15 protein-coding genes are annotated in these 22,048 nt (G+C 65.9%); 7 read left to right on the top strand and 8 right to left on the bottom strand.

Annotated elements, in window-relative coordinates; translation table 11 throughout:
* Positions 1-25: 25 nt before the first annotated feature.
* The 6 genes from HWX03_RS32150 to HWX03_RS32125 all read left to right on the top strand — a co-directional run bounded on the left by HWX03_RS32150 (position 26) and on the right by HWX03_RS32125 (position 5,703).
* The gene (locus HWX03_RS32150; protein ID WP_175874025.1) at positions 26-1,678 is read left to right on the top strand and encodes an acyl-CoA dehydrogenase family protein; all 1,653 of its coding nucleotides are present in this window, start codon (positions 26-28) and stop codon (positions 1,676-1,678) included.
* A gap of 52 nt (positions 1,679-1,730) precedes the next feature.
* Positions 1,731-3,239 (top strand): AMP-binding protein, encoded by a 1,509-nt coding sequence (locus HWX03_RS32145; RefSeq protein WP_175874024.1) that lies wholly within the window; start codon positions 1,731-1,733, stop codon positions 3,237-3,239.
* A 172-nt stretch (positions 3,240-3,411) separates the two neighbouring features.
* Complete coding sequence (locus HWX03_RS32140; protein ID WP_175874023.1) at positions 3,412-4,071, top strand: PAAR domain-containing protein; 660 nt, start codon at positions 3,412-3,414, stop codon at positions 4,069-4,071.
* 10 nt (positions 4,072-4,081) lie between these two features.
* Positions 4,082-4,627: a hypothetical protein gene (locus HWX03_RS32135; protein ID WP_175874022.1), complete on the top strand. Its 546-nt coding sequence runs from the start codon at positions 4,082-4,084 to the stop codon at positions 4,625-4,627.
* A gap of 4 nt (positions 4,628-4,631) precedes the next feature.
* Positions 4,632-5,300 carry a M35 family metallo-endopeptidase gene (locus HWX03_RS32130; RefSeq protein WP_175874021.1) on the top strand — a complete coding sequence of 223 codons (669 nt, stop codon included), beginning with the start codon at positions 4,632-4,634 and terminating at the stop codon, positions 5,298-5,300.
* Positions 5,293-5,703: a hypothetical protein gene (locus tag HWX03_RS32125; protein WP_175874020.1), complete on the top strand. Its 411-nt coding sequence runs from the start codon at positions 5,293-5,295 to the stop codon at positions 5,701-5,703. Before HWX03_RS32130 ends, HWX03_RS32125 begins: the two co-directional genes overlap by 8 nt.
* Positions 5,704-5,915: 212 nt before the next feature.
* Here the strand turns inward: HWX03_RS32125 and HWX03_RS32120 are convergent, their stop codons facing one another.
* The 4 genes from HWX03_RS32120 to hemE form a co-directional block, all read right to left on the bottom strand.
* A complete protein-coding gene (locus tag HWX03_RS32120; RefSeq protein WP_175823376.1) occupies positions 5,916-7,055 on the bottom strand; it encodes a branched-chain amino acid ABC transporter substrate-binding protein in 1,140 nt (379 codons plus the stop codon).
* Between the two features lie 84 nt (positions 7,056-7,139).
* Positions 7,140-11,072, bottom strand: a complete 3,933-nt coding sequence (gene putA, locus HWX03_RS32115) for a trifunctional transcriptional regulator/proline dehydrogenase/L-glutamate gamma-semialdehyde dehydrogenase (RefSeq protein WP_175874019.1) — start codon at positions 11,070-11,072, stop codon at positions 7,140-7,142.
* A 512-nt stretch (positions 11,073-11,584) separates the two neighbouring features.
* Positions 11,585-13,846, bottom strand: coding sequence for a primosomal protein N' (locus tag HWX03_RS32110; RefSeq protein WP_175874018.1), 2,262 nt, complete (start codon positions 13,844-13,846; stop codon positions 11,585-11,587).
* A gap of 451 nt (positions 13,847-14,297) precedes the next feature.
* Positions 14,298-15,392, bottom strand: a complete 1,095-nt coding sequence (hemE, locus tag HWX03_RS32105) for a uroporphyrinogen decarboxylase (protein ID WP_279609113.1) — start codon at positions 15,390-15,392, stop codon at positions 14,298-14,300.
* A 149-nt stretch (positions 15,393-15,541) separates the two neighbouring features.
* Here hemE and HWX03_RS32100 point away from each other — a divergent pair, with 149 nt between their 5' ends.
* Positions 15,542-16,342, top strand: a complete 801-nt coding sequence (locus HWX03_RS32100) for a transporter substrate-binding domain-containing protein (RefSeq protein ID WP_175874017.1) — start codon at positions 15,542-15,544, stop codon at positions 16,340-16,342.
* Positions 16,343-17,089: 747 nt separating this feature from the next.
* Here HWX03_RS32100 and HWX03_RS32095 read toward each other — a convergent pair.
* From HWX03_RS32095 to atpG, 4 genes are all read right to left on the bottom strand, one after another.
* Positions 17,090-18,817, bottom strand: a complete 1,728-nt coding sequence (locus HWX03_RS32095; RefSeq protein ID WP_175874016.1) for an AMP-binding protein — start codon at positions 18,815-18,817, stop codon at positions 17,090-17,092.
* Between the two features lie 272 nt (positions 18,818-19,089).
* A complete protein-coding gene (locus HWX03_RS32090; protein ID WP_006477288.1) occupies positions 19,090-19,515 on the bottom strand; it encodes a F0F1 ATP synthase subunit epsilon in 426 nt (141 codons plus the stop codon).
* A gap of 159 nt (positions 19,516-19,674) precedes the next feature.
* On the bottom strand, positions 19,675-21,069 hold the full coding sequence (atpD, locus tag HWX03_RS32085; RefSeq protein ID WP_006477287.1) for a F0F1 ATP synthase subunit beta: 1,395 nt from the start codon (positions 21,067-21,069) through the stop codon (positions 19,675-19,677).
* Between the two features lie 66 nt (positions 21,070-21,135).
* The gene (gene atpG, locus HWX03_RS32080) at positions 21,136-22,011 is read right to left on the bottom strand and encodes a F0F1 ATP synthase subunit gamma (RefSeq protein WP_174432120.1); all 876 of its coding nucleotides are present in this window, start codon (positions 22,009-22,011) and stop codon (positions 21,136-21,138) included.
* Positions 22,012-22,048: the final 37 nt, after the last annotated feature.

Here is a 22,048-nt window from a genome sequence, read left to right as displayed (position 1 = left end):
AAGCCTGAAACCGGAGACAACCGCGATGACCGACTCGACTCACGCCGTCACGAACCAGTTCGACGAACTCGTCGACTATAACCTCTTCGCGACGGACCTCGCGCTGCGCGACGCGCTCGCCCGGGCGGGCGCCGACTGGGCCGTGCCGCGGCTCGACGCATACGGTGCGCGGCTCGGCAGCGCCGACACCGCGCAACTCGCCGACGAAGCGAACCGCCACCCACCCGAACTCCATGCGTTCGACCGGCGCGGCCGCCGCATCGACCGCGTCGACTTCCATCCGGCCTGGCACACGCTGCTCGGGATGTACCGCAACGAAGGCTTCGTGTCGCTCGCGTTCCGCGACGCGCGCCGCGGCCGCTGGGCCGCGACGGCCGCCGGCTTCTACCTGCACGGCCAGATCGAGGCCGGCACGCTGTGCCCCGCGACGATGACGCAGGCCGCGATTCCCGTGCTGCAGAAGGAGCCGGCGCTGTGGGACCTGCTGCGCGACAAGCTCTACAGCGACGACTACGATCCGCGCGACGTGCCGGTCGCCGACAAGCGCGCGATCTGGTTCGGCATGGGCATGACCGAGAAACAGGGCGGCTCCGACGTGCGCGCGAACACGACGCTCGCCACAGCGGTCGGCGCGGGCGGCCGCGGCGGCGAATACCGGCTGCGCGGCCACAAGTGGTTCTTCTCCGCACCGATGTGCGACGCGCACCTCGTCGTCGCGCACACCGAAGGCGGCAGCCCGTCGTGCTTCTACGTGCCGCGCTGGCGGCCGGACGGCACGAAGAACGCGGTCGAGATCCAGCGGCTGAAGAACAAGGTCGGCAACCGCAGCAATTCGAGCAGCGAGATCGAGCTGAACGACGCGTGGGGCATCATGCTCGGCGACGAAGGCCGCGGCATTCCGACCATCATCGAGATGGCCACCACCACGCGGCTGAACTGCGTGCTCGGCAGCGCGGCGATGCTGCGCCAGGGCGTCGTGCAGGCGATCGCGTACACGCGCCAGCGCCATGCATTCGGCCGCGCGCTCGCCGAGCAGCCGCTGATGCGCACAGTGCTCGCCGATCTCGCGCTCGAAAGCGAGGCGGCACTGTCGCTCGCGATGCGTCTCGCCGATGCGTTCGAGCGCGACGACTCGCCGCGCGAACGCGCATGGAAGCGGATCGTCACGCCCGCCGCGAAATTCTGGGTCTGCAAGCGCGCGGTCGAGCTGACCGGCGAGGTGATGGAGGTGTTCGGCGGCAACGGCTACGTCGACGACGGCCCGATCGCGCGCCTCTTCCGCGAGGCGCCCGTCAACTCGATCTGGGAAGGCTCGGGCAACGTGATGTGTCTCGACGTGCTGCGCGCGGTGTCGCGCGAGCCCGACGCGGCCGCCGCGCTGTTCGACGAACTGGCCGACCTCGGTGCGGGCGAACCGCGCATTCGCGCGGCGCTCGACGCGTTGCGCGCGATGCTCGCCGCCCCGGCCGACACGCTCGAAGCATCGGGCCGCGTGTTCGCGCAGCGGCTCGCGCTCGTCGCGCAGGCGTGCCTGCTGCACCGCGATGCGCCGGCGGCCGTCGCCGACGCGTTCGTCGCGACACGGCTCGCCGCGCCCGACTGGGGCCGCATCGCGGGCGGCTTCGATCCGCACGCGATCGACGTCGCCGCGCTGCTGCAGCGCGCGTACCCGGCCTGACGCCGGCCCGTTCACCCGAATTCGCGTTCGTTCGCCCCACCCCGGAGCCTCGATGAACCTCGTCGCCGCCCTCGACCGCGCCGCCCGTGCGACGCCCGACAAGCCGTTCCTCGTCAGCGAATCCGCGACGATCACGTATGCGGCCGCGCGCGAGCGTTCGCACCGCGCGGCGGCCGTGCTGAGCGCGCTCGGCGTCGCGGCCGGCGACCGCGTCGCCGCGATGTGCTTCAACACGCCGGCCTTCGTCGACCTGATGTTCGGCGCATGGCGGCTCGGCGCGGCGTTCGTGCCGATCAACCACAAGCTGCAGGCACCGGAAGTCGACTACGTGCTCGAACACAGCGGCAGCACAGCGCTGCTGTTCGACGTGGCGCTCGCGCCGGTGGTCGAGCGGATCGTCCATCCCGCGCGGCGGCTCGTGACCGAGGGCGAACTCGACGGCGTGCCGAACTTCGACACGATGTGCGCGACGATGGACGGCCTCGCGGGCATCGAGCCGGCCGACGACGATATCGCGCAGATCCTCTACACGTCCGGCACGACCGGCCGCCCGAAAGGCTGCGTGCACAGTCATCGCACGGTGACGCTCGCGGCGATGCAGGCGGCGCTCGCGATCGGGATCGGCCGCCACGAGCGCACGCTGATGGCGATGCCGATCTGGCATTCGTCGCCGCTGAACAACTGGTTCGGCGGCACGCTGTACGCGGGCGGCACCGTCGTGCTGCTGCGCGAATACCATCCGCTGCGCTTCCTGCAGACCGTCGAGCGCGAGCGCGTGACGCTGTATTTCGGCGCGCCGGTGTCGTACACGCTACCGCTCGACACGATCGACGGCTTCGCGGCATTCGACCTGTCGAGCGTGCGCGCGTGGCTGTACGGCGGCGGCCCGATCGGCGCCGCGCAGGCCGAACGGCTTGCGCAGGCGTATCGCAGCCACGCGTTCTTCCACGTGTACGGGATGACGGAAACCGGGCCGGCCGGCACGACGCTGTATCCGGACGAGCAGATCGCGAAGGCCGGCTCGATCGGCCGCCACGGAGGCCCGGGCGTCGACCTGCGGGTCGTGCGGATGGACGGCGTCGTTGCGCAGCCGGGCGAAACCGGCGAGATCTGGCTGAAGGCCGACTGCATGATGCTCGGCTATCTCGACGACGCGGCCGCGACGCGCGCCGCGTTCGCGCCGGACGGCTGGTATCGCACTGGCGACATCGCGCGGATCGATCAGGATGGCTACCTGTTCATCGTCGACCGGCTGAAGGACATGATCGTCACCGGCGGCGAGAACGTCTATTCGAAGGAAGTGGAGGACGTGCTCGGCGCGCACCCGGACATCGCCGAGGCAGCCGTCGTCGGCGTCCCGCATCCGGACTGGGGCGAGACGGTCGTCGCGCACGTCGTGATGCGGGCGAATGCGGCCCCCGATGCGGATGCGCTGCGCACGTTCTGCGGCGAGCGGCTCGCCGCGTACAAGGTTCCGCGCGAATTCACGTTCGTGCAGGCGCTGCCGCGCACGCCGACGGGCAAGCTGCAGAAGTTCCTGCTGCGCGTGCGCGGGGATTGAGTATTCGCGATTGAATCAGCGCATTCGCGCACGCGCAGTCAATGCAACAGGCAGAACGGAACAAGTAATAGAAGTTACCAGCGCTGAATCATATTCGTCCGATTGATCGACGTTTCTTATCTGGAATAGCGTCTCTAGGCAGCCATTCCATTTACTGAGACAGGGAAGCCGGATGAAAAACGAACTCAACGCACCGACCCATCTTTTCGCCACCGTTGGCGCACTCACGGAACGCGGTGGACGCGTTACCACCGCAACCAGCGGCCTGACCCTGGCGGGATTGGAAGTCGCCTGCGTCGGCGACGTAGTGACCTATGACGACGGCAGCGAGGCCGCGATTATCGACGGCGCGGGAAACAACCATAGCGAAGGCAAGCCGTTCGCGTTGGTCGGCAGCCGGTTGAGCAACGGTGACCGCATTACCGAAACGCTGCGCACCTCATGGGGCATTCACTTGCGGGATGGGGAAAGCGTTGCGGGCCTGTTCGATCCGACCTATGTGCCGCCGCCCGCGCCGCCCGCCTACAGATTGGCGGTATGTGGCGCGACAACGGCGCGCGGCGGTGCATTGCGCGAGCCGTCCAGCACATGGGAAGTAGCGCCGCACTTGGGCAAGGCGGCCACGGTGGGCGACCTGATCCACTATCCGGACGGTTCGACCGCGTGCGTTACGAGTGGTCTGGGTTTGGCCGACGGGCCCGACTTCGCGCCGCTCGCATTCGTTGGCAGCGAACTCGATAACGGCGACACGATCACCGATAGCCCCGAGCGACAAGGCGTAGCGTCGTCAGTTGTGTTTAGCGTCGTCACCCGCTCGTCCATGCCCCGCTGAGGTAGCGTCCATGATCCGCTACTTTCTTGCCAAAGGCGACCGCGCCGGGGAAGCGGTGATTGTCGAAGGCCTCGACAGCGTGACCTGCTCCAATCCGCCGCCGACGGTTCATATCGCCACGCTGGATATGAAGACCTACTGTTCGGCCTGCAAGCGTGAAGGGTACATCGCACCGCAAGGGCCGCGCTGGCCAGGTACCGGCCCGAACGGCAAACAGTGGGCATTGAGCGGGGATATCAATGTCTGCGGATGCAACCCACCGCCGATCTTCTACGCTGAGCGCGGCATGCGAATGACTTTTACTGCAGGAGAGACTGCGACGCTGACTGGGTGCCAACCTAATGCAGCCAAGCGGTCATTTGCTCGATCGGCTGCCGTACACGACGAGCAATTCACCTTGCTCGATGACTCCCGCCGCCCGCTCGTGAACATCCGCTACCGAGTCGTTACCGACACCGGGCAAATTTTCACGGGCACCACGGACACGGCCGGGCACACTCATCGAATCGCCACCGACGCCTCGGCAACGCTGAAAATCTATACGACGGAACATTGAAGCGATGAAAAATTTTGATGTGAATGACGGCAGAGAATGGTTCCTCGTACACTCAGGCGCAGTCACCAATACCAATCCTGGCTCGATGGTGGAAGTAACGATCAATACCGAAAAAATATGTCACAACATGACAAACAAGGAATTCCGGGAAATGGTATTGAGTAAACGCGACCGAGCCGTTTCTCTCGTCGAAAAAAGAATCAAGGATCTGCAGCGCTGGTCCAATTCCGATAAGGCACGCGTATTACAATGGTTCGGCAGAACTGACGAAGGCACCCGTACAACGCTATTAACAGGCCTGACTGCAATCGTCCGCGTACTAAAGGCACTCACAGGATACAATTTCACGCGATGGGATAGCGAGCGATTCAAACATATTGGATGCGTTCCAAATCCGAACAAATCTGGAGTCGCGGCATCGGTGTGTTCGCCGGATACTGCAACTCATACGATCGCAATACATCCTGATTTTTGTACAATGCGAGACTTTTCATGGGAAAAAGATTCCGTAGTTTCCACTCTGATTCATGAAGCGAGTCATTTTGACGACACAATGGGAACCAGGGATCATAGATATTACATGGAGGAGTGTTTGACGTTTGGAGCCGAAAACCCGAATCAAGCAATCAACAATGCCGACAGTATCGCAGGATACGTCATTTACAATGCTTAAGTTCATTTTTTGCCTAAGCCTTCTCGCTTCCAATCCGGTATTCGCATGCATCGCCAGCGAGAACTTCGACATCTATTTTTCGAGAGATAGCTCGCACATATCGAATGCTGAGATCGCTCGCCTTGCCAAATGGACCGCCGACCAAAAGCTCAATTACGCGAATCACCTAACCAAGGAGACAACATTGATCAGCGGCCATGCCGAGGAAAGTGAACCGGGAGCACTGGCCCTTGCGCAATCAAGATTGCAAACCGCGTATGCACTGTTGGAGCAACTCGGTTTTTTACGTGGGACCATCAAGAGGAGCGCCCGCGTCTATTCGCATGGCGACGTGGACAATGGGCGGCGTGTGGAAATTTCCTTCCTGCCCGATTGCCCTAACAAGTGCTGCGACGGCAAGTAACGTCATCCTGCCGCCGATCACGGCGACGCGGTATCGACGTACGCATGCGGCGACCCTGCTGCACCACTGCCTGCAAGATCCCTATGCCCTGTCGGCCGTGTCCCACCAAAGAAAAAGCCACCGGGCCGTCGAGGCCCGGTGGCTTTTTTGCATGAGGCGCGGGACGACGCGTTGCAACGCCGCCCGCGCTTCAGAACATCACGACAGGCTGCTTACTTCCCGCCGATGCTCTTCAGCGGCTTCCACTCGCCCTTCTCGACCTTGTACATCGTGATGCCGCCGTTCTTCAGGTCGCCCTTCGCGTCATACGCGACGTGCGTCGACGTGACACCGGCCATGTCGGTCTTCGCGAGCACCGGCAGGTACTTCGCCGGATCGGTCGAATCGGCCTTCTTCATCGCGTTCAGCATCGCCATCGCGCCGTCGTACGCGTACGGCGAGTACGTCTGCACGTCTTCGCTGAAGCGCTTCTTGTACTTGTCGGCGTAAGCCTTGCCGCCCGGCATTTCTTCCAGCGGGAGGCCGGCCAGCGATGCGATCGTGCCTTCCGACGCATTGCCCGCGATCTTCAGGAACGTCGGCGTCTTCACCATTTCGCCGCTCATCAGCGGTGCGGTGATGCCGAGCGTCTTCATCTGCTTGACCATCGGCGCTGCCTGCGAATCCGCGCCGCCGTAGTAGACGAGATCCGGCTTCACGGCCTTCAGCTTGGTCAGGATCGCCTTGAAGTCGACCGCCTTGTCGTTCGTGAATTCGCGGTCGACGATCGTCGCGCCGCCGGCCTTCGCGGCCTTCTCGAACTGGTCGGCGAGACCCTGGCCGTAGGCCGTGCGATCGTCGACGATCGCGATCTTCTTCATGCCGAGATCCTTCGACGCGAACGTGCCGGCCACCGCGCCCTGCTGCGTGTCGGACGTCATCATGCGGAAGGTCGTCTTGTAACCCTGCTGCGTGTATTCCGGCGCCGTCGCCATCGCGATTTCCGGAATGCCCGCGTTCGCGTAGATGCGCGAGGCGGGAATCGTCGTGCCCGAGTTGAAGTGGCCGAGCATGCCCTTGATGCCGTCGTCGACGAGCTTCTGCGCCACCGTCGTGCCCGTGCGCGGGTCGGCCTGGTCGTCCTGCGTGTTGAGCACGAACTTCACCGGCTTGCCGCCGATCTTCGGGTTGGTCGCGTTGAAGTCTTCCAGCGCGAGCACGATCCCGTTCTGCATATCCTTGCCGTAGTGCGCCTGCGCGCCCGTCATCGGCCCTGCGTAACCGATCTTCACGTCATCCGCATGGGCCGTCCCCGCCAGCGACATGACCGCGACGAACGTCGCGCCTGCCACCTTTTTCATCGTGTGTTGCATAGCATCTCCTTGGTACCAGGGTAAATGGAGCGGCTTAGGGATCGCCTGGCCGCTTCCTTTGTTTGATCCGAACGGCAAGGATGATCAGCCGATCGTCATCAAATTCGCATTGCCGCCCGCCGCGGCCGTATTCACGCTCACCGAGCGCTCCGTCAAGAGCCGCTCGAGCGCATAGTCTTCCGCGTCGCCGTTCTCGAACGCGCCCACCGACACGCCCTGCACCGACACGATCGGGCCCGGCCGCTGCGCGACGTCCTTCACGAGCGTCTGCAGTTCGTCGCTGTCGCCTTCGAACAGCACCGCGTCGAACGGCGCGTCGGCCTGCTTGCGCACGGCCGCGTGCGCTTTCAGCGACGCCGGCAGCGCAGCGACCAGCGCCTCGCCCGCCGCGCCGGCGAACAACGCGCGGTTGCCCGTCGCCAGCACCGCCGCGAACTGTGCACGCGCGCCGCCCGGCGTGGCCGCGACACACAGCACCGTGCCGCGCGGGCCGAGTGTATACGTGTTTCGCTCGCCCGTCGGGCCGGTCAGCACGGCGGTCGCGCCGGCCGGCACCTGCGCGAGATAGCCGTCGCAACGCGCGGCCAGCGCCGGCTCGCGCTGCTCGATCAGCCAGTCGCGCAGCGTCGTGAGCGCTGCCGCCGGGTTGCCGCGCGCATCGCTTTCGGTCGCGCCGTCGGCGATCAGCGACTGCGCGAGCGCGCGCGGCAGGCCCGACGGACGCGTCGCGAGCAGACGCTGCAGGTACAGCGCGCCGCCGGCCTTCGGGCCCGTGCCCGACAGCCCTTCGCCGCCGAACGGCTGCACGCCGACCACCGCGCCGATCACGTTGCGGTTCACGTAGATGTTGCCCACGTGCGCATTCGAGATCACGTGCGCGATCGTCTCGTCGATCCGCGTGTGGATGCCGAGCGTCAGGCCGTAGCCGGTCGCGCGGATCTGCTCGAGCAGCTTGTCGAGCTGGTTGCGGCGGTAGCGCACCACGTGCAGCACGGGGCCGAACACTTCACGCTTGAGCTCGTCGATGCTGCCGATCTCGATCAGCGTCGGCGGCACGAACGTGCCGTGCGCGCACGCCTCCGGCGACGGCAGTTGCGTGACCGTGTGGCCCTTCTCCTTCATCGTCGCGACGTGCGTGTCGATCGTCTGCTTCGCTTCGCCGTCGATCACCGGGCCGACGTCGGTCGACAGGCGGTCGGGATTGCCGAGCGCCAGCTCGTGCATTGCGCCCTTGAGCATCGTCAGCGTGCGATCCGCGACGTCGTCCTGCAGACACAGAACGCGCAGCGCGGAACATCGTTGACCGGCCGAGTCGAACGACGATTGCATCACGTCCGCGACGACCTGCTCCGCGAGCGCCGACGAGTCGACGATCATCGCGTTCTGGCCGCCCGTTTCGGCGATCAGCGGAATCGGCTTGCCGTCCGGGTCGAGGCGCGCGGACAGCGTCTTGTTGATCAGGCGCGCGACTTCGGTCGAACCCGTGAACATCACCGCACGCGTGCGCGGATCGGCGACCAGCGCCGCGCCGACGGTCTCGCCGGTGCCCGGCAGCAGCTGCACCGCGCCGGCCGGCACGCCGGCCTCGCGCAGCAACCGCACGGCCTGCGCGGCGATCAGCGGCGTCTGTTCGGCCGGCTTCGCGAGCACCGTGTTGCCGGCGGCAAGCGCCGCGGCGACTTGGCCCATGAAGATCGCGAGCGGGAAGTTCCACGGGCTGATGCAGACCACGGGGCCGAGCGGACGGTGCGTGTCGTTCGAGAATTCGCTGCGGATCTGCGCCGCGTAGTAGCGCAGGAAGTCGACCGCTTCGCGGATCTCGGCGATCGCGTTCTGCAGCGACTTGCCGGCTTCGCGCACGATCAGGCCCATCAGCGTGTGCATCTGCGCTTCGAGTAGATCGGCCGCGCGCACCAGGCAGTCGGCGCGCGCATCGACCGGCGTCGCCTGCCAGATCGGCGCGGCGGCCACCGCGTGTGCGAGCGCCGCGCTCACGTGTTCGGCCGTCGCTTCGCTGACCGTGCCGACCACGTCGCGCTGGTCGGCCGGGTTGCGTACGTCGCGTGCCGGGGCGTCGGCGAGCGCGTCGTCGGCCAGCATCGGCGCCGCGCGCCACGGATGGTGCGCGCTCGCGAGCAGCGCGGACGACAGCGATGCGAGACGGTGTTCGTTCGACAGGTCGAGGCCCATCGAATTGGGACGCTCGTCGCCGTACAGGTTGCGCGGCAGCGGGATCTTCGCGTGCGGCGCGCCGAGCGGCACGACCTTCATCGCTTCATCCGCCGGATCGGCAACCAGCTCCTTCACCGACACGGTTTTATCCGCGATGCGGTTCACGAACGACGTGTTCGCGCCGTTTTCCAGCAGCCGGCGCACGAGATACGCGAGCAGCGTCTCGTGCGTGCCGACCGGTGCGTACACGCGGCACGGACGATTCAGCTTGTCGCGGCCCGTGACTTCCTCGTACAGCGGCTCGCCCATCCCGTGCAGGCACTGGAATTCGTACTGGCCCGGGTAGTAGTTCTGGCCCGCGAGCTGGTAGATCGCGGCCAGGGTGTACGCATTGTGCGTCGCGAACTGCGGGTACACGGCGTCCGGCGCCGCGAGCAGCTTCTTCGCGCATGCGAGGTACGACACGTCCGTGTAGATCTTGCGCGTATAGACCGGATAACCTTCGAGGCCGTCGACCTGTGCACGCTTGATCTCGGAGTCCCAGTACGCGCCCTTCACCAGACGGATCATCAGGCGGTGACGGCTGCGGCGCGCGAGATCGATCAGGTAGTCGATCACGAACGGACAGCGCTTCTGGTAACCCTGCACGACGAAGCCGATGCCGTTCCAGCCCGCGAGATCCGGATCGAAGCACAGCGCCTCGAGCAGGTCGAGCGACAGTTCGAGACGATCGGCTTCCTCCGCGTCGATGTTCAGGCCGATGTCGTAGCGGCGCGCGAGCAGCGCGAGCGCACGCACGCGCGGCAGCAGCTCGCTCATCGTGCGATCCTGCTGCGAGCGCGAGTAGCGCGCATGCAGCGCCGACAGCTTGATCGAGATGCCCGGACCTTCGTAGATGCCGCGGCCGCCGGCCGCCTTGCCGATCGCGTGGATCGCCTGTTCGTACGATGCGTAGTAGCGCTGCGCATCCTCTTCGGTCGTCGCCGCTTCGCCGAGCATGTCGTACGAGTAGCGGAAGCCGCGCGCTTCGTACTTGCGGCTGTTCGCGAGCGCTTCGGAAATCGTTTCGCCGGTGACGAACTGCTCGCCCATCAGGCGCATCGCCATGTCGACGCCCTTGCGGATCAGCGGCTCGCCGCCGCGGCCGATCAGGCGCGTGAGCGCCGACGACAGGCCGGCTTCGCTGTTGGTCGTCACGAGCTTGCCGGTGATCATCAGCCCCCAGGTCGCCGCGTTCACGAACAGCGACGGCGCGTGGCCGACGTGCGAACGCCAGTCGCCCTTGCTGATCTTGTCGCGGATCAGCGCATCGCGCGTCGCGCGATCGGGAATGCGCAGCAGCGCTTCGGCGAGGCACATCAGCGCGACGCCTTCCTGGCTCGACAGCGAGAACTCGTGGATCAGCCCCTCGACGCCGCCGCCCGAGCTCTTCTCGCGCAGCGCCTCGACCAGCTTCGTCGCGAGCGCCTGCGCGTCCGCCTGCAGGTTCGCGGGCAGGCGCGCCTGGCCGAGCAGGAACGGCACGCATTCCGGCTCGGGGCGGCGGTACGCGGCCGTGATCGCCGCGCGCAGCACCGATTGCGGCTGCACGTTCTGCGCGAACTCGAGGAACGGATGCGGCGAGTTGTCGTCGTCGCTGTCCGCGGCTTGACCGTCGGCGAGCTCCGTCACGCCGCTGTGGCCCGACAGCTCGGGCGGCAACTGGCCGTGCTCGATCCGCTCGAGATACGCGAAGATCGCCTGCTTGATCAGCCAGTGAGGAGTGCGCTCGAGACGCGCGGCAGCGTCCTTGAGGCGCGAGCGGAGAAGGTCGTCGACTTTGACGCCGAGAGTCGTGCTTGCCATGGTGGGTTCGTGCGCCGGTGCGAGCCCGGCAATGTGGTGTAAGAGGATGCGCGAAATCCTACGGCACGCAATAAAAAGGTGCAACCAAATTGAGAGGTAGGTTGCACCCATAAGTTAGTCAATATAATCAGCCACTTATGCGGTTGCAACCTAGGGGTTGCCCGTGGTCGGAGGCTCGGTGTTTTCCCTGATCGGGTCGGTTCGACGCGCGTGGGCAACCTGCGGTGTATAGAGCCGCGAGGGAAAACGGGTTGCACTGGATGGGTGGGTGGGGGCGCACGCAGGGGTGGAATGGACCTCCGGCAGCGGGATCGCGGATCGTGCCGGGCGTGGGCGTCGGGCGTCGGGCGTCGGGCGTCGGGCGTCGGGCGTCGGGCCTCGGGCCTCGGGCCTCGGGCGGCAAGCGGTAGGCGGTAGGCGGTAGGCGGTAGGCGGTAGGCGGTAGGCGGCTGGCGGCTGGCGGCTGGCGGCTGGCGGCTGGCAATGTCCCACACCGGTCGCCGCCGCGCCGCTCAGATATCCAGCGGATCGACCTCGACGCTCCACCGCAGCACGCCCTTCAGCGCGCGCAGCTCAGGCTGCCATGCGCGCAGCGCATGCTGCAGCGCCGCCCGCGACGCGCTTTCGAGCAGCAACTGCGCGCGATGGACGTTCGCGACCTTCACGATCGTCATCGGCACCGCGTCGTACACGGTCACGCGATCGGCGCCCGGCAGCCCCGGCAACGCGGCCGCGGCCTGCTGCAGGAACGCGAGCGCCGCGTCGAGCGTGCGCCCTTCGGCGCGCAGCAGCGCCTGGTAGACGAACGGCGGCAGGTGCGCGTCGCGACGCTCGCCGAGCGTCGAATTCGCGAAGCCCACGTAGTCCTGCCGCCCGAGCGCGTGGTACAGCGCGTGACGCGGGTAGCGCGTCTGCACCATCACCTCGCCCGGCAGCCCGGCGCGCCCCGCGCGGCCGCTCACCTGCATCAGCTGCGCGAACAGCCGCTCGCTCGCGCGGAAGTCGTGCGAGAACAGCGCGGTATCGGCATTGAGCACGCCGACGAGCGACACGCGCTGGAAGTCGTGCCCCTTCGCGATCATCTGCGTGCCGACCAGGATGTCGACTTCGCCCGCATGCACATCCGAGAACAGCGCCTGCGCGCTGCCCTTGCGGCGCGTGCTGTCCGCGTCGATCCGCAGAATCCGCGCGCCCGGCACGGCCTCGGTGAGCGCCTCCTCGATGCGCTGCGTGCCGCGCCCGAGCGGCGCGATGTCGACGTTCCCGCACTCGGGGCACGACCGCGGAATGCGCGCTTCCCAGCCGCAGTGATGGCAGCGCAGCGCATGCTCGGGCTTGTGCAGCACGACATACGCGCTGCAGCGCGGGCAGCCGGCCACCCAGCCGCATGCGTCGCACGCGAGCTGCGGCGCGTAACCGCGCCGGTTCAGGAACACGAGGCTCTGTTCGCCGCGTTCGAGCCGCGCCTTCAGCGCCGCGACGAGCGGCCCCGACAGCCCGCCCATCGACGCACGCCCGCGCCGCCGCTCCTCTTCGAGATCGATCAGCCGCACGGTCGGCAGCGTCGCGTCGGCCACCGCGCGACGCGACAGCGTGAGCCGCGTGTAGCGCCCCTGCTCGGCCTGCCACCAGCTTTCGAGCGACGGCGTGGCCGAGCCGAGCACGATGGTGATGCCGAGCTGCTTCGCGCGCCACACGGCCAGGTCGCGCGCCGAATAGCGCAGCCCTTCCTGCTGCTTGTACGCGGGCTCGTGCTCTTCGTCGACGACGATCAGCGCGAGCGTCGGCATCGACGCGAGCACCGCGAGGCGCGTGCCCAGCACGATCCGCGCGCGGCCCGTGTGCGCGGCGAGCCAGTTGCGCGCCCGCTCGCCTTCGGCGAGCCCGCTGTGCAGCGTGACGATCGCGTCGTCGGCGAGCGCGCCCGCGAAGCGCGCGCGAAACGCGGCCTCGAACTGCGGCGTCAGGTTGATTTCGGGCACGAGCACGAGCGCCTGCGCGTCCGGCCGCGCGTCGAGCAGCGATGCGAGCGCATGCAGGTAGACCTCGGTCTTGCCGCTGCCCGTCACGCCGTGCAGCAGGAACGGCGCGAAGCCCTGCGCGGCGCGGATCGCGTCGAGCGCCTCGGCCTGCTGGTCCGTCAACGCCGGCGGCACAGCGCGTCCACCGGTTGTCGACAGGTTATCCACAGGTTTGGCCACAGGCGCATCGGCCCAACCGATTTCCTCGACGTCGACCCAGCCGCGCGCCGCCCAGTCGTCGAGCGTCGCGGCCGCCTTCGGATGCAGCGCACGCGCGTCGGGCAGCGTCAGCGAGCCGGTGTCGACCAGCGCCTGCGCGAGCCGGCGCAGCGCCGCGCCGCGCGCAGGCAACGCATCGGGCAGCGCCGCGCGGCCGGCTTCGGTCGGCCGGTAGCGCACTTCCGGCGCGAGCAGCCGACCCCAGCGCCCGGCGTCGCGCAGCGCCTGCGGCAGCGCCGGCAACGCGACCTCGCCGCGCCCGCGCTGATAGTAGTCGGCGGCAAACGACACGAGCGCGAGCCAGTCCGTCGACAGCGGCGGCAGGTCGGCACAGATCGCGTCGACCGCGCGCAGCCGCGACGGCGGCACATCGGTGTGAGTGGTGACTTCGCAGACGAGCCCGACGGCCTGCCGCTTGCCGAACGGCACCTGCACGAGCGTGCCGGGCACGGGCGCTGGCTGCACGTCGCAGCGGTAGTCGAACAGGGTCGCGAGCGGATGGTCGAGCGCCACGCGCAGGTAGGTGCCGCTCATCGACACGCTCCGGCAACGGCGGCACGCAAGGGACGGACGGCTTGCATCCGCGCCCGCATCGCGACGGCGAACTTAAAGTAAAACTTCAGATTCGGCGCTAAGTTTTGGATTCGCATTAGGAATCGCCGTATACCCTGCCCAGCCTGTGGATAACTTTGTTGAGAACTCGCCGCTCAACGGCCGCAACGCGCGCGGGGCCGTGCTTTCCGCTGTTTTTCGCCGCTTGCCGCGGTGCCCCGCGAAGCCTTATTCCATAAGGCTGCTATTCAAATTACCCAACCATAGCGAGACAAATTGACCGATACGGGGCTCTACCGCGCTGCAACGTGGAAAATGTGTATAAGTCAAGTCTTGACAAGCACCGAATCGACAACGGGAGCGGGGTTGCGTCGTGTTTAGTTTCAAAAACGAAACACCGTCATTCTGCAGTGCAGCATGACGGCGCTTGCGTTCAGCCCGCTGCTCCGCTACGGATCGCGCGGCTGTGGGTATGCACTTCGTCGACGAGTTCGGCGACGTGATCGGGCGACGTGAATTGCGAAATACCGTGCCCGAGGTTGAACACGTGGCCCGGATGGTTGCCGTAGCTGTCGAGCACCGCGCGCGCCTGTTCGCGCACCGCGGCCGGCGGCGCAAACAGGATCGTCGGGTCGAGGTTGCCCTGCAACGCCACGCGCCCCGCGACGCGCTCGCGTGCGGCGCCGAGGTTGACCGTCCAGTCGAGCCCGACCGCGTCGACGCCGGTCGCCGCGATCTCCTCGAGCCACAGCCCGCCGCCCTTCGTGAACGTGATCACCGGCACGCGCTCGCCGTCGTGCTCGCGCTTGAGCTGCGACACCACGCGGCGGATGTAATCGAGCGAGAAGCGCTGGTATGCGCCGTCGGCCAGCGCGCCGCCCCACGTATCGAAGATCATCACGGCCTGCGCGCCCGCTTCGATCTGCGCGTTCAGGTACGCGGCCACCGCCTGCGCGTTCACGTCGAGGATCCGGTGCATCAGGTCGGGGCGCGAATACGCCATCGACTTCACCGTGCGGAAATCGTCCGAGCCGCCGCCTTCGACCATGTAGCACGCGAGCGTCCACGGGCTGCCCGAGAAGCCGATCAGCGGCACGCGCTGACGGCCCTGGCCGTCGGTGAGCGCACGGCGGATCTCGCGCACGGCGCCCGTCACGTAGCCGAGCGTCTCCTCGATGTCCGGCACCGCGAGCTTCGCGACGTCGGCCTCGGTGCGCACCGGATGCGCGAACTTCGGCCCTTCGCCGACCTGGAAGTCGAGGCCGAGCCCCATTGCGTCGGGAATCGTCAGGATGTCCGAGAACAGGATTGCGGCGTCGAGCGGGAAGCGCTCGAGCGGCTGCAGCGTCACTTCGGTCGCGTAGTCGGGATTCTTCGCGAGGCCGAGGAAGCTGCCGGCGCGCGCGCGCGTCGCGTTGTATTCGGGCAGGTAGCGGCCAGCCTGGCGCATCAGCCAGATCGGCGTGTAGTCGGTCGGCTCGCGCAGAAGCGCACGCAGGAAGGTGTCGTTGAGCAGGTTATGGGCCACGGTAGGAGCGACAATGCGAAGGCAAAGCGGCATTTTACCGGAGCGCGGCCGCGCGGCTGCGTATGCCGATGCGATGGCGGCCATATGACGCGCGCGATGGCTCCGTTATGATCGGACGCTGATATCGAACCGAACGAAGGAGGAGACCGATGAAGACATTCGCCACGCTCGCCGCAGCCGCATTGCTGTGCTGCACTGCCGCGCACGCGCAGACCGCGGCCGGCACCGCCACGACCGCGCCGGCCGCCGGCTCGCGGCTCGACGACGTGCTCGCGCGCGGCGCGCTGCGCGTGTGCACGACGGGCGACTACAAGCCGTATTCGTACTACCGCGCGGACGGCCGCTTCGAGGGCATCGACATCGACATGGCCGAATCGCTCGCGAAATCGCTCGGCGTGAAGACCGATTACGTGAAGACGAGCTGGCCGAACCTCACCAACGACTTCGTCGCGAAATGCGACATCGCGGTGGGCGGCATATCGACGACGCTCGAGCGCCAGAAGCGCGTGTTCTTCACGCAGCCGTACGTGGTCGACGGCAAGACGCCGATCGTGCGCTGCGCGGATGCCGACAAGTACCAGAGCGTCGCGCAGATCGACCGGCCCGAGACGCGCGTGATCGTGAATCCGGGCGGCACCAACGAGCGGTTCGCGAAGCAGTTCTTCACGCACGCGAACCTGACCGTCTATCCGGACAACGTGACGATCTTCAAGCAGATCCTCTCCGGCAAGGCCGACGTGATGGTGACGGATGCGTCCGAGACGCAGCTGCAGCAAAAGCTGAATCCGGGCCTCTGCTCGGTGCATCCGGACAAGCCGTTCCAGTTCGGCGAAAAGGCGTACATGGTGCCGCGCGGCGACGTCGTGTTCCAGCAGTACGTCGACCAGTGGCTGCATCTCGCGCTGTCCACCGGTGAATATCAGGCGATTTCGGACAAGTGGTTGAAGTAATCGGACGCGCGTCTCGGCGGCCGATAACGGGCACCGACCCCGCAGTCGCCGGGTGCCGACATCTCGTCTGAGGTGGCGACCGGCATGCCGCCGTTACACCTTCCCTTCGCGCCGCCCCACCCGCCACCGGCGCAAAACCCGCCGGATTGGCCGATCGGCCGACTTTCGCGCGTTCCGATCACGTTTCAAAATCTTTCTGACGAATGACTCGTCATGCGCGGTATCGATCGCGCCGTGCACTTTCTCGCGTGAAAATCGGCAATTCATCGCGTCCGATACGCGTGAAAAACGCATCGTGCGCATGCCTTGAAAACGCGGCGGAAAATATGGGTAAAAATGACCTTTTTCAGGACCCCGAAAACAGCAAAAAATCCCGGAAAGCCTTATCTGGCGGGCGTTACAACCTGAAACACTTTGTTACCGCGACGGGTCATTAATTCGCCCACAATGGGCCTCAACGGTTTCAACACGGATGCGGTCTCGTGTGCCAAGTGTGAGCGGACGCGAAGCGCTGCGAGCCAGTCGGTCACGTACCGAAGCCCTTCCGAGGGGCATCCCTGTTGGAGTCGTTTCCGGCCCCCCGCCGGATCCGGTTTCATCTTTGGTCTCCTCGCGCTAACCCCGTAGCGTGTGGTTTTTAGCGGGCTAATAAGCCCGCTTTTTTTCGTCCATCGAAAACGTAGCGACCTGCCTAGGGCGGCCCGCAGGCCGCCACGTTTCTCCCGCATTTTCGCGCACCGTCCCGCTTCAAGCGGTCTTCTGCACGGCGAGCTTCAGCTCCTCGATCATCCGGTCGCGCATCACGAACTTCTGCACCTTGCCCGTCACCGTCATCGGTAGTTCGTCGACGAAGCGGATATAGCGCGGAATCTTGTAGTGCGCGATCTGCCCGTTACAGAACGCGCGCACGTCGTCCTCGGTCATCTGCTCGTCCGCGCGCAGCACGATCCACGCGCACAGCTCCTCGCCGTACTTCGCATCGGGCACGCCGAATACCTGCGCGCTCTGGATCTTCGGATGGCGGAACAGGAATTCCTCGATCTCGCGCGGATAGACGTTCTCGCCGCCGCGAATCACCATGTCCTTCAGGCGGCCGACGATGTTGCAGTAGCCGTCCTCGTCGAGCGTCGCGAGGTCGCCCGTATGCATCCAGCCGTCGACCAGCACCTCGCGCGTCTTCGCGTCGTCGTCCCAGTAGCCGAGCATCACCGAATAGCCCTTCGTGCACAGCTCGCCCGTCGCGCCGACCGGCACGATGTCGCCGGCCGGATCGACGATCTTCACTTCGAGATGCGGCTGGATGCGGCCGACCGTCGTCGTGCGCTTTTCCAGCGGATCGTCGGTCGAGCTCTGGAACGACACGGGGCTCGTCTCCGTCATCCCGTACGCGATCGTGATTTCAGAAAGATGCATCTGCGACACCACGCGCTTCATCGTCTCGATCGGGCACGGCGAGCCGGCCATGATCCCGGTGCGCAGCGTCGACAGGTCGAATTTCGAGAATTCCGGATGGTCGAGCTCCGCGATGAACATCGTCGGCACGCCATGCAGCGCGGTGCAGCGTTCTTCGGCCACCGCCGCGAGCGTCGCGACCGGGTCGAACGCTTCGCCGGGAAACACCATCGCGGCGCCCTTCGACACGCAGGCGAGCACGGCCAGCACCATCCCGAAGCAGTGATAGAGCGGCACCGGGATGCAGAGCGAATCCTGTTCGGTGAAACGCATCGCCATCGCGATCGAGCGCGCGTTGTTGACGACGTTGCGGTGCGTGAGCGTCGCGCCCTTCGGGCTGCCGGTCGTGCCGCTCGTGAACTGGATGTTGATCGGATCGTTGGCCGTGAGCGTCGCGCCGATCGCATCGAGCAGCGCGGAATCGACGGCCTGGCGGCCGCGCGCCATCACGTCCGCGAAGCGGAACATGCCGGCGGGGGCCGCGTCGCCCATCGACACGATCGTGCGCAGGCTCGGCACGCGCGCCGCATGCAGGTCGCCCGGCGTCGCGCTCGCGAGTTCCGGCGCGATGGTCTGCAGCATCTCGACGTACGCGGACGTCTTGAAGCGCTCGGCCGCGATCACGGCCTTGCAGCCGACCTTGTTCAGCGCGTATTCGAGTTCCGACAGCCGGTAGGCCGGATTGATGTTGACGAGCACCGCGCCGATCCGCGCGGTCGCGAACTGCGTGAGCAGCCATTCGCTGCGGTTCGGCGACCAGATGCCGACGCAGTCGCCCTTCACGATCCCGAGTGCGGCGAGCCCTGCCGCCAGCACGTCGACCTCGTTCGCGAACGCGCGCCAGGTCCAGCGCACCTGCTGCTCGCGGAACACGACGGCCGGACGGTCGGGAAAGCGGCCGGCCGTGTCGAGCAGGAACCGGCTGATCGTCGCTTCGGATAGCGGCACGTCGGTCGCGCCGCGCACGTACGACAGTCCGTTTTCGGGCGCGATCAGCGCCCCCTTGCCAAGGTCTGCTGCCATCGATGTCTCCGTCCGTTTTTGTCTGATCGGCCCGCGCGCGCCTGCTGCGCCCGCCTGCTGCGCGCGCCTCCGCCGCAACGACCGCGCGACGGGCGGCCTCACCGCGGATGATGCCGCGCTCCGCTGACGACACTCTGACATCGAATCGCGACGGACGGGTGAAATAGCACGACCGGACGACATGATCCGGCCCGCAAAAAGACAGACGAAAACGGCGGGCGAAAAAAAAGCAGCCCGAAGGCTGCTTTCTTTCGCGGGATACGCGGCGCGGCTCAGTGCCGGCTGCGGATCTTCGCCAAACGCTGGATCGCTTCGAGCTGCGCCATCGCGGTCGCGAGCTCGGATTGCGCCTTTGCGAGGTCGAGGTCCGACTTCGCGTTCTGCAGCGTTTCCTCGGCACGCTTGCGCGCTTCCTCGGCTTTCGCCGCGTCGAGGTCCTTGCCGCGGATCGCGGTATCGGCGAGCACCGTCACGGCGCCCGGCTGCACTTCGAGAATGCCGCCCGCGACGAACACGAATTCGTCGTTGCCGCCCTCGACTTCGATGCGCACCGCACCCGGACGAATCCGCGTGATCAGCGGCGTGTGACCCGGCAGAATACCCAGCTCACCCGTTTCGCCCGGCAGCGCGACGAATTTCGCCTCGCCCGAGAAGATCTGCTCTTCCGCGCTGACGACGTCTACTTTGATGGTTGCCATATCGAACTCCTGTCGATCGGAGTTAGCGCTTTAGCGCTTACTCCGATCCCATGCACGGCGGGTTGAGCGTATTGCGGTCGGTGCGTGTGGCTGGCGCATAAGTCACGACTGACTCATGCAACCAGCCGGCACGCGCCAGCATGCTACTTACTCAAGCCCTTACTGGATCTTCTTGGCCTTTTCGAAGGCTTCGTCGATCGTGCCGACCATGTAGAACGCCTGTTCCGGCAGGTGGTCGCACTCGCCGTCGACGATCATCTTGAAGCCGCGGATCGTTTCCTTCAGCGGCACGTACTTGCCCGGCGAGCCCGTGAACACTTCAGCGACGTGGAACGGCTGCGACAGGAAACGCTGGATCTTACGCGCACGTGCGACCGACAGCTTGTCTTCCGGCGACAGTTCGTCCATGCCCAGAATCGCGATGATGTCGCGCAGTTCCTTGTAGCGCTGCAGCGTCTGCTGAACGCGGCGGGTGATCGAGTAGTGCTCTTCACCGATCACGTTCGGGTCGATCTGGCGCGACGTCGAGTCGAGCGGGTCGACCGCCGGGTAGATACCCAGCGAAGCGATGTCACGCGACAGAACGACGGTTGCGTCCAGGTGGCCGAAGGTCGTCGCCGGCGACGGGTCGGTCAAGTCGTCCGCAGGGACGTACACGGCCTGAACCGACGTAATCGAGCCCTTCTTGGTCGACGTGATGCGCTCTTGCAGCTTGCCCATTTCTTCAGCCAGCGTCGGCTGATAGCCCACTGCCGACGGCATACGGCCGAGCAGTGCCGACACTTCGGTACCGGCCAGCGTGAAACGGTAGATGTTGTCGACGAAGAACAGCACGTCGAGGCCTTCGTCACGGAAGTGCTCGGCCATCGTCAGGCCGGTCAGCGCGACGCGCAGACGGTTGCCCGGCGGCTCGTTCATCTGGCCGTACACCAGCGCGACCTTGTCGAGAACGTTCGAGTCCTTCATTTCGTGGTAGAAGTCGTTCCCTTCACGGGTACGCTCGCCCACGCCCGCGAACACGGAGTAACCGCCGTGCTCCTTCGCGATGTTGTTGATGAGCTCCATCATGTTGACGGTCTTGCCCACGCCTGCACCACCGAACAGGCCAACCTTGCCGCCCTTCGCGAACGGGCAGATCAGGTCGATGACCTTGATACCCGTTTCGAGCAGTTCGGTCGACGGCGACAGTTCGTCGAACGCCGGTGCCTTCTGGTGGATCGAACGCGTCACGTCGCTCTCGATCGGGCCGGCTTCGTCGATCGGACGGCCGAGCACGTCCATGATACGACCGAGGGTCGGCTTGCCGACCGGCACCGAGATCGGCTTGGCCGTGTTCTTCACGGTCAGGCCGCGGCGCAGGCCGTCGGATGCACCCAGACAAATGGTACGGACCACGCCGTCGCCCAGCTGCTGCTGGACTTCGAGCGTCAGTTCCGAGCCATCGAGAATAAGCGCGTCGTAGATCTTCGGCATGCTGTCGCGCGGGAATTCCACGTCGATAACGGCGCCGATGCACTGTACGATCTTGCCTTCTACCAAAGCAGCAGTACTCATCGCTTTTCCTTTAAATACCTGATTCTTTACTCGCGCAAAGGCGCAGTTGTCGTCCCGGGCGCGCGCTTAAACAGCGGCTGCGCCGCCGACGATCTCCGACAGTTCTTTCGTAATCGCGGCCTGGCGGCTCTTGTTGTACACGAGCTGCAGTTCGCTGATCACCGTCTTCGCGTTGTCGGACGCGGCCTTCATCGCGACCATGCGCGCCGATTGCTCGGACGCCATGTTCTCCGCGACGGCCTGGTACACCAGCGCCTCGACGTAACGCACGAGCAGTTCGTCGACGACTGCCTGCGCGTCCGGCTCGTAGATGTAATCCCACGACGTCGACGGCGTGCCGTCATCCGCATCGAAGTGGTCCGACGACAGCGGCAGCAGTTGCTCGATCACGGCTTCCTGCTTCATCGTGTTGACGAAGCGCGTGTACGCGATATAAACCGCCGACAGCTTGCCTTCCGAGTACAGATCGAGCTGCGTCTTCACGGCGCCGATCAGCTTGTCCAGGTGCGGGGTGTCGCCGAGGTGCACGACCTGCGACATCACCTTCGCGCCGAAGCGGTTCAGGAACCCGAGGCCCTTGCTACCGATCGCGGTAGCTTCGACCTTCTGGCCCTTCTCTTCCAGCTCCTTGAACTTCTGCACCGTCGCACGCAGCACGTTGGTGTTCAGACCGCCGCACAGACCCTTGTCCGTCGTGACGAGGATGATGCCGGCCGTGTTCACGCCTTCGTTCGCCACCATGAACGGGTGGCGGTACTCCGGGTTCGCACGGCTCATGTGCGCGGCGATGGCACGGACCTTGTCTGCATACGGACGAGCGGCGCGCATGCGTTCCTGCGCGCGACGCATCTTCGATGCGGCCACCATCTCCATCGCCTTCGTGATCTTGCGCGTGTTCTGCACGCTCTTGATCTTGCCGCGAATTTCCTTCATTCCAGCCATAGCTTGCTCCTTTGCGCCCCGAGTTAGTGCTTTACTC

Origin of the sequence: Burkholderia sp. BCC0397 (genome assembly GCF_902832865.1) — a bacterium.
Classification (GTDB): domain Bacteria; phylum Pseudomonadota; class Gammaproteobacteria; order Burkholderiales; family Burkholderiaceae; genus Burkholderia.
Note: the sequence above shows the minus strand (reverse complement) of the source record. Positions and strands in the feature narration are given on the sequence as shown.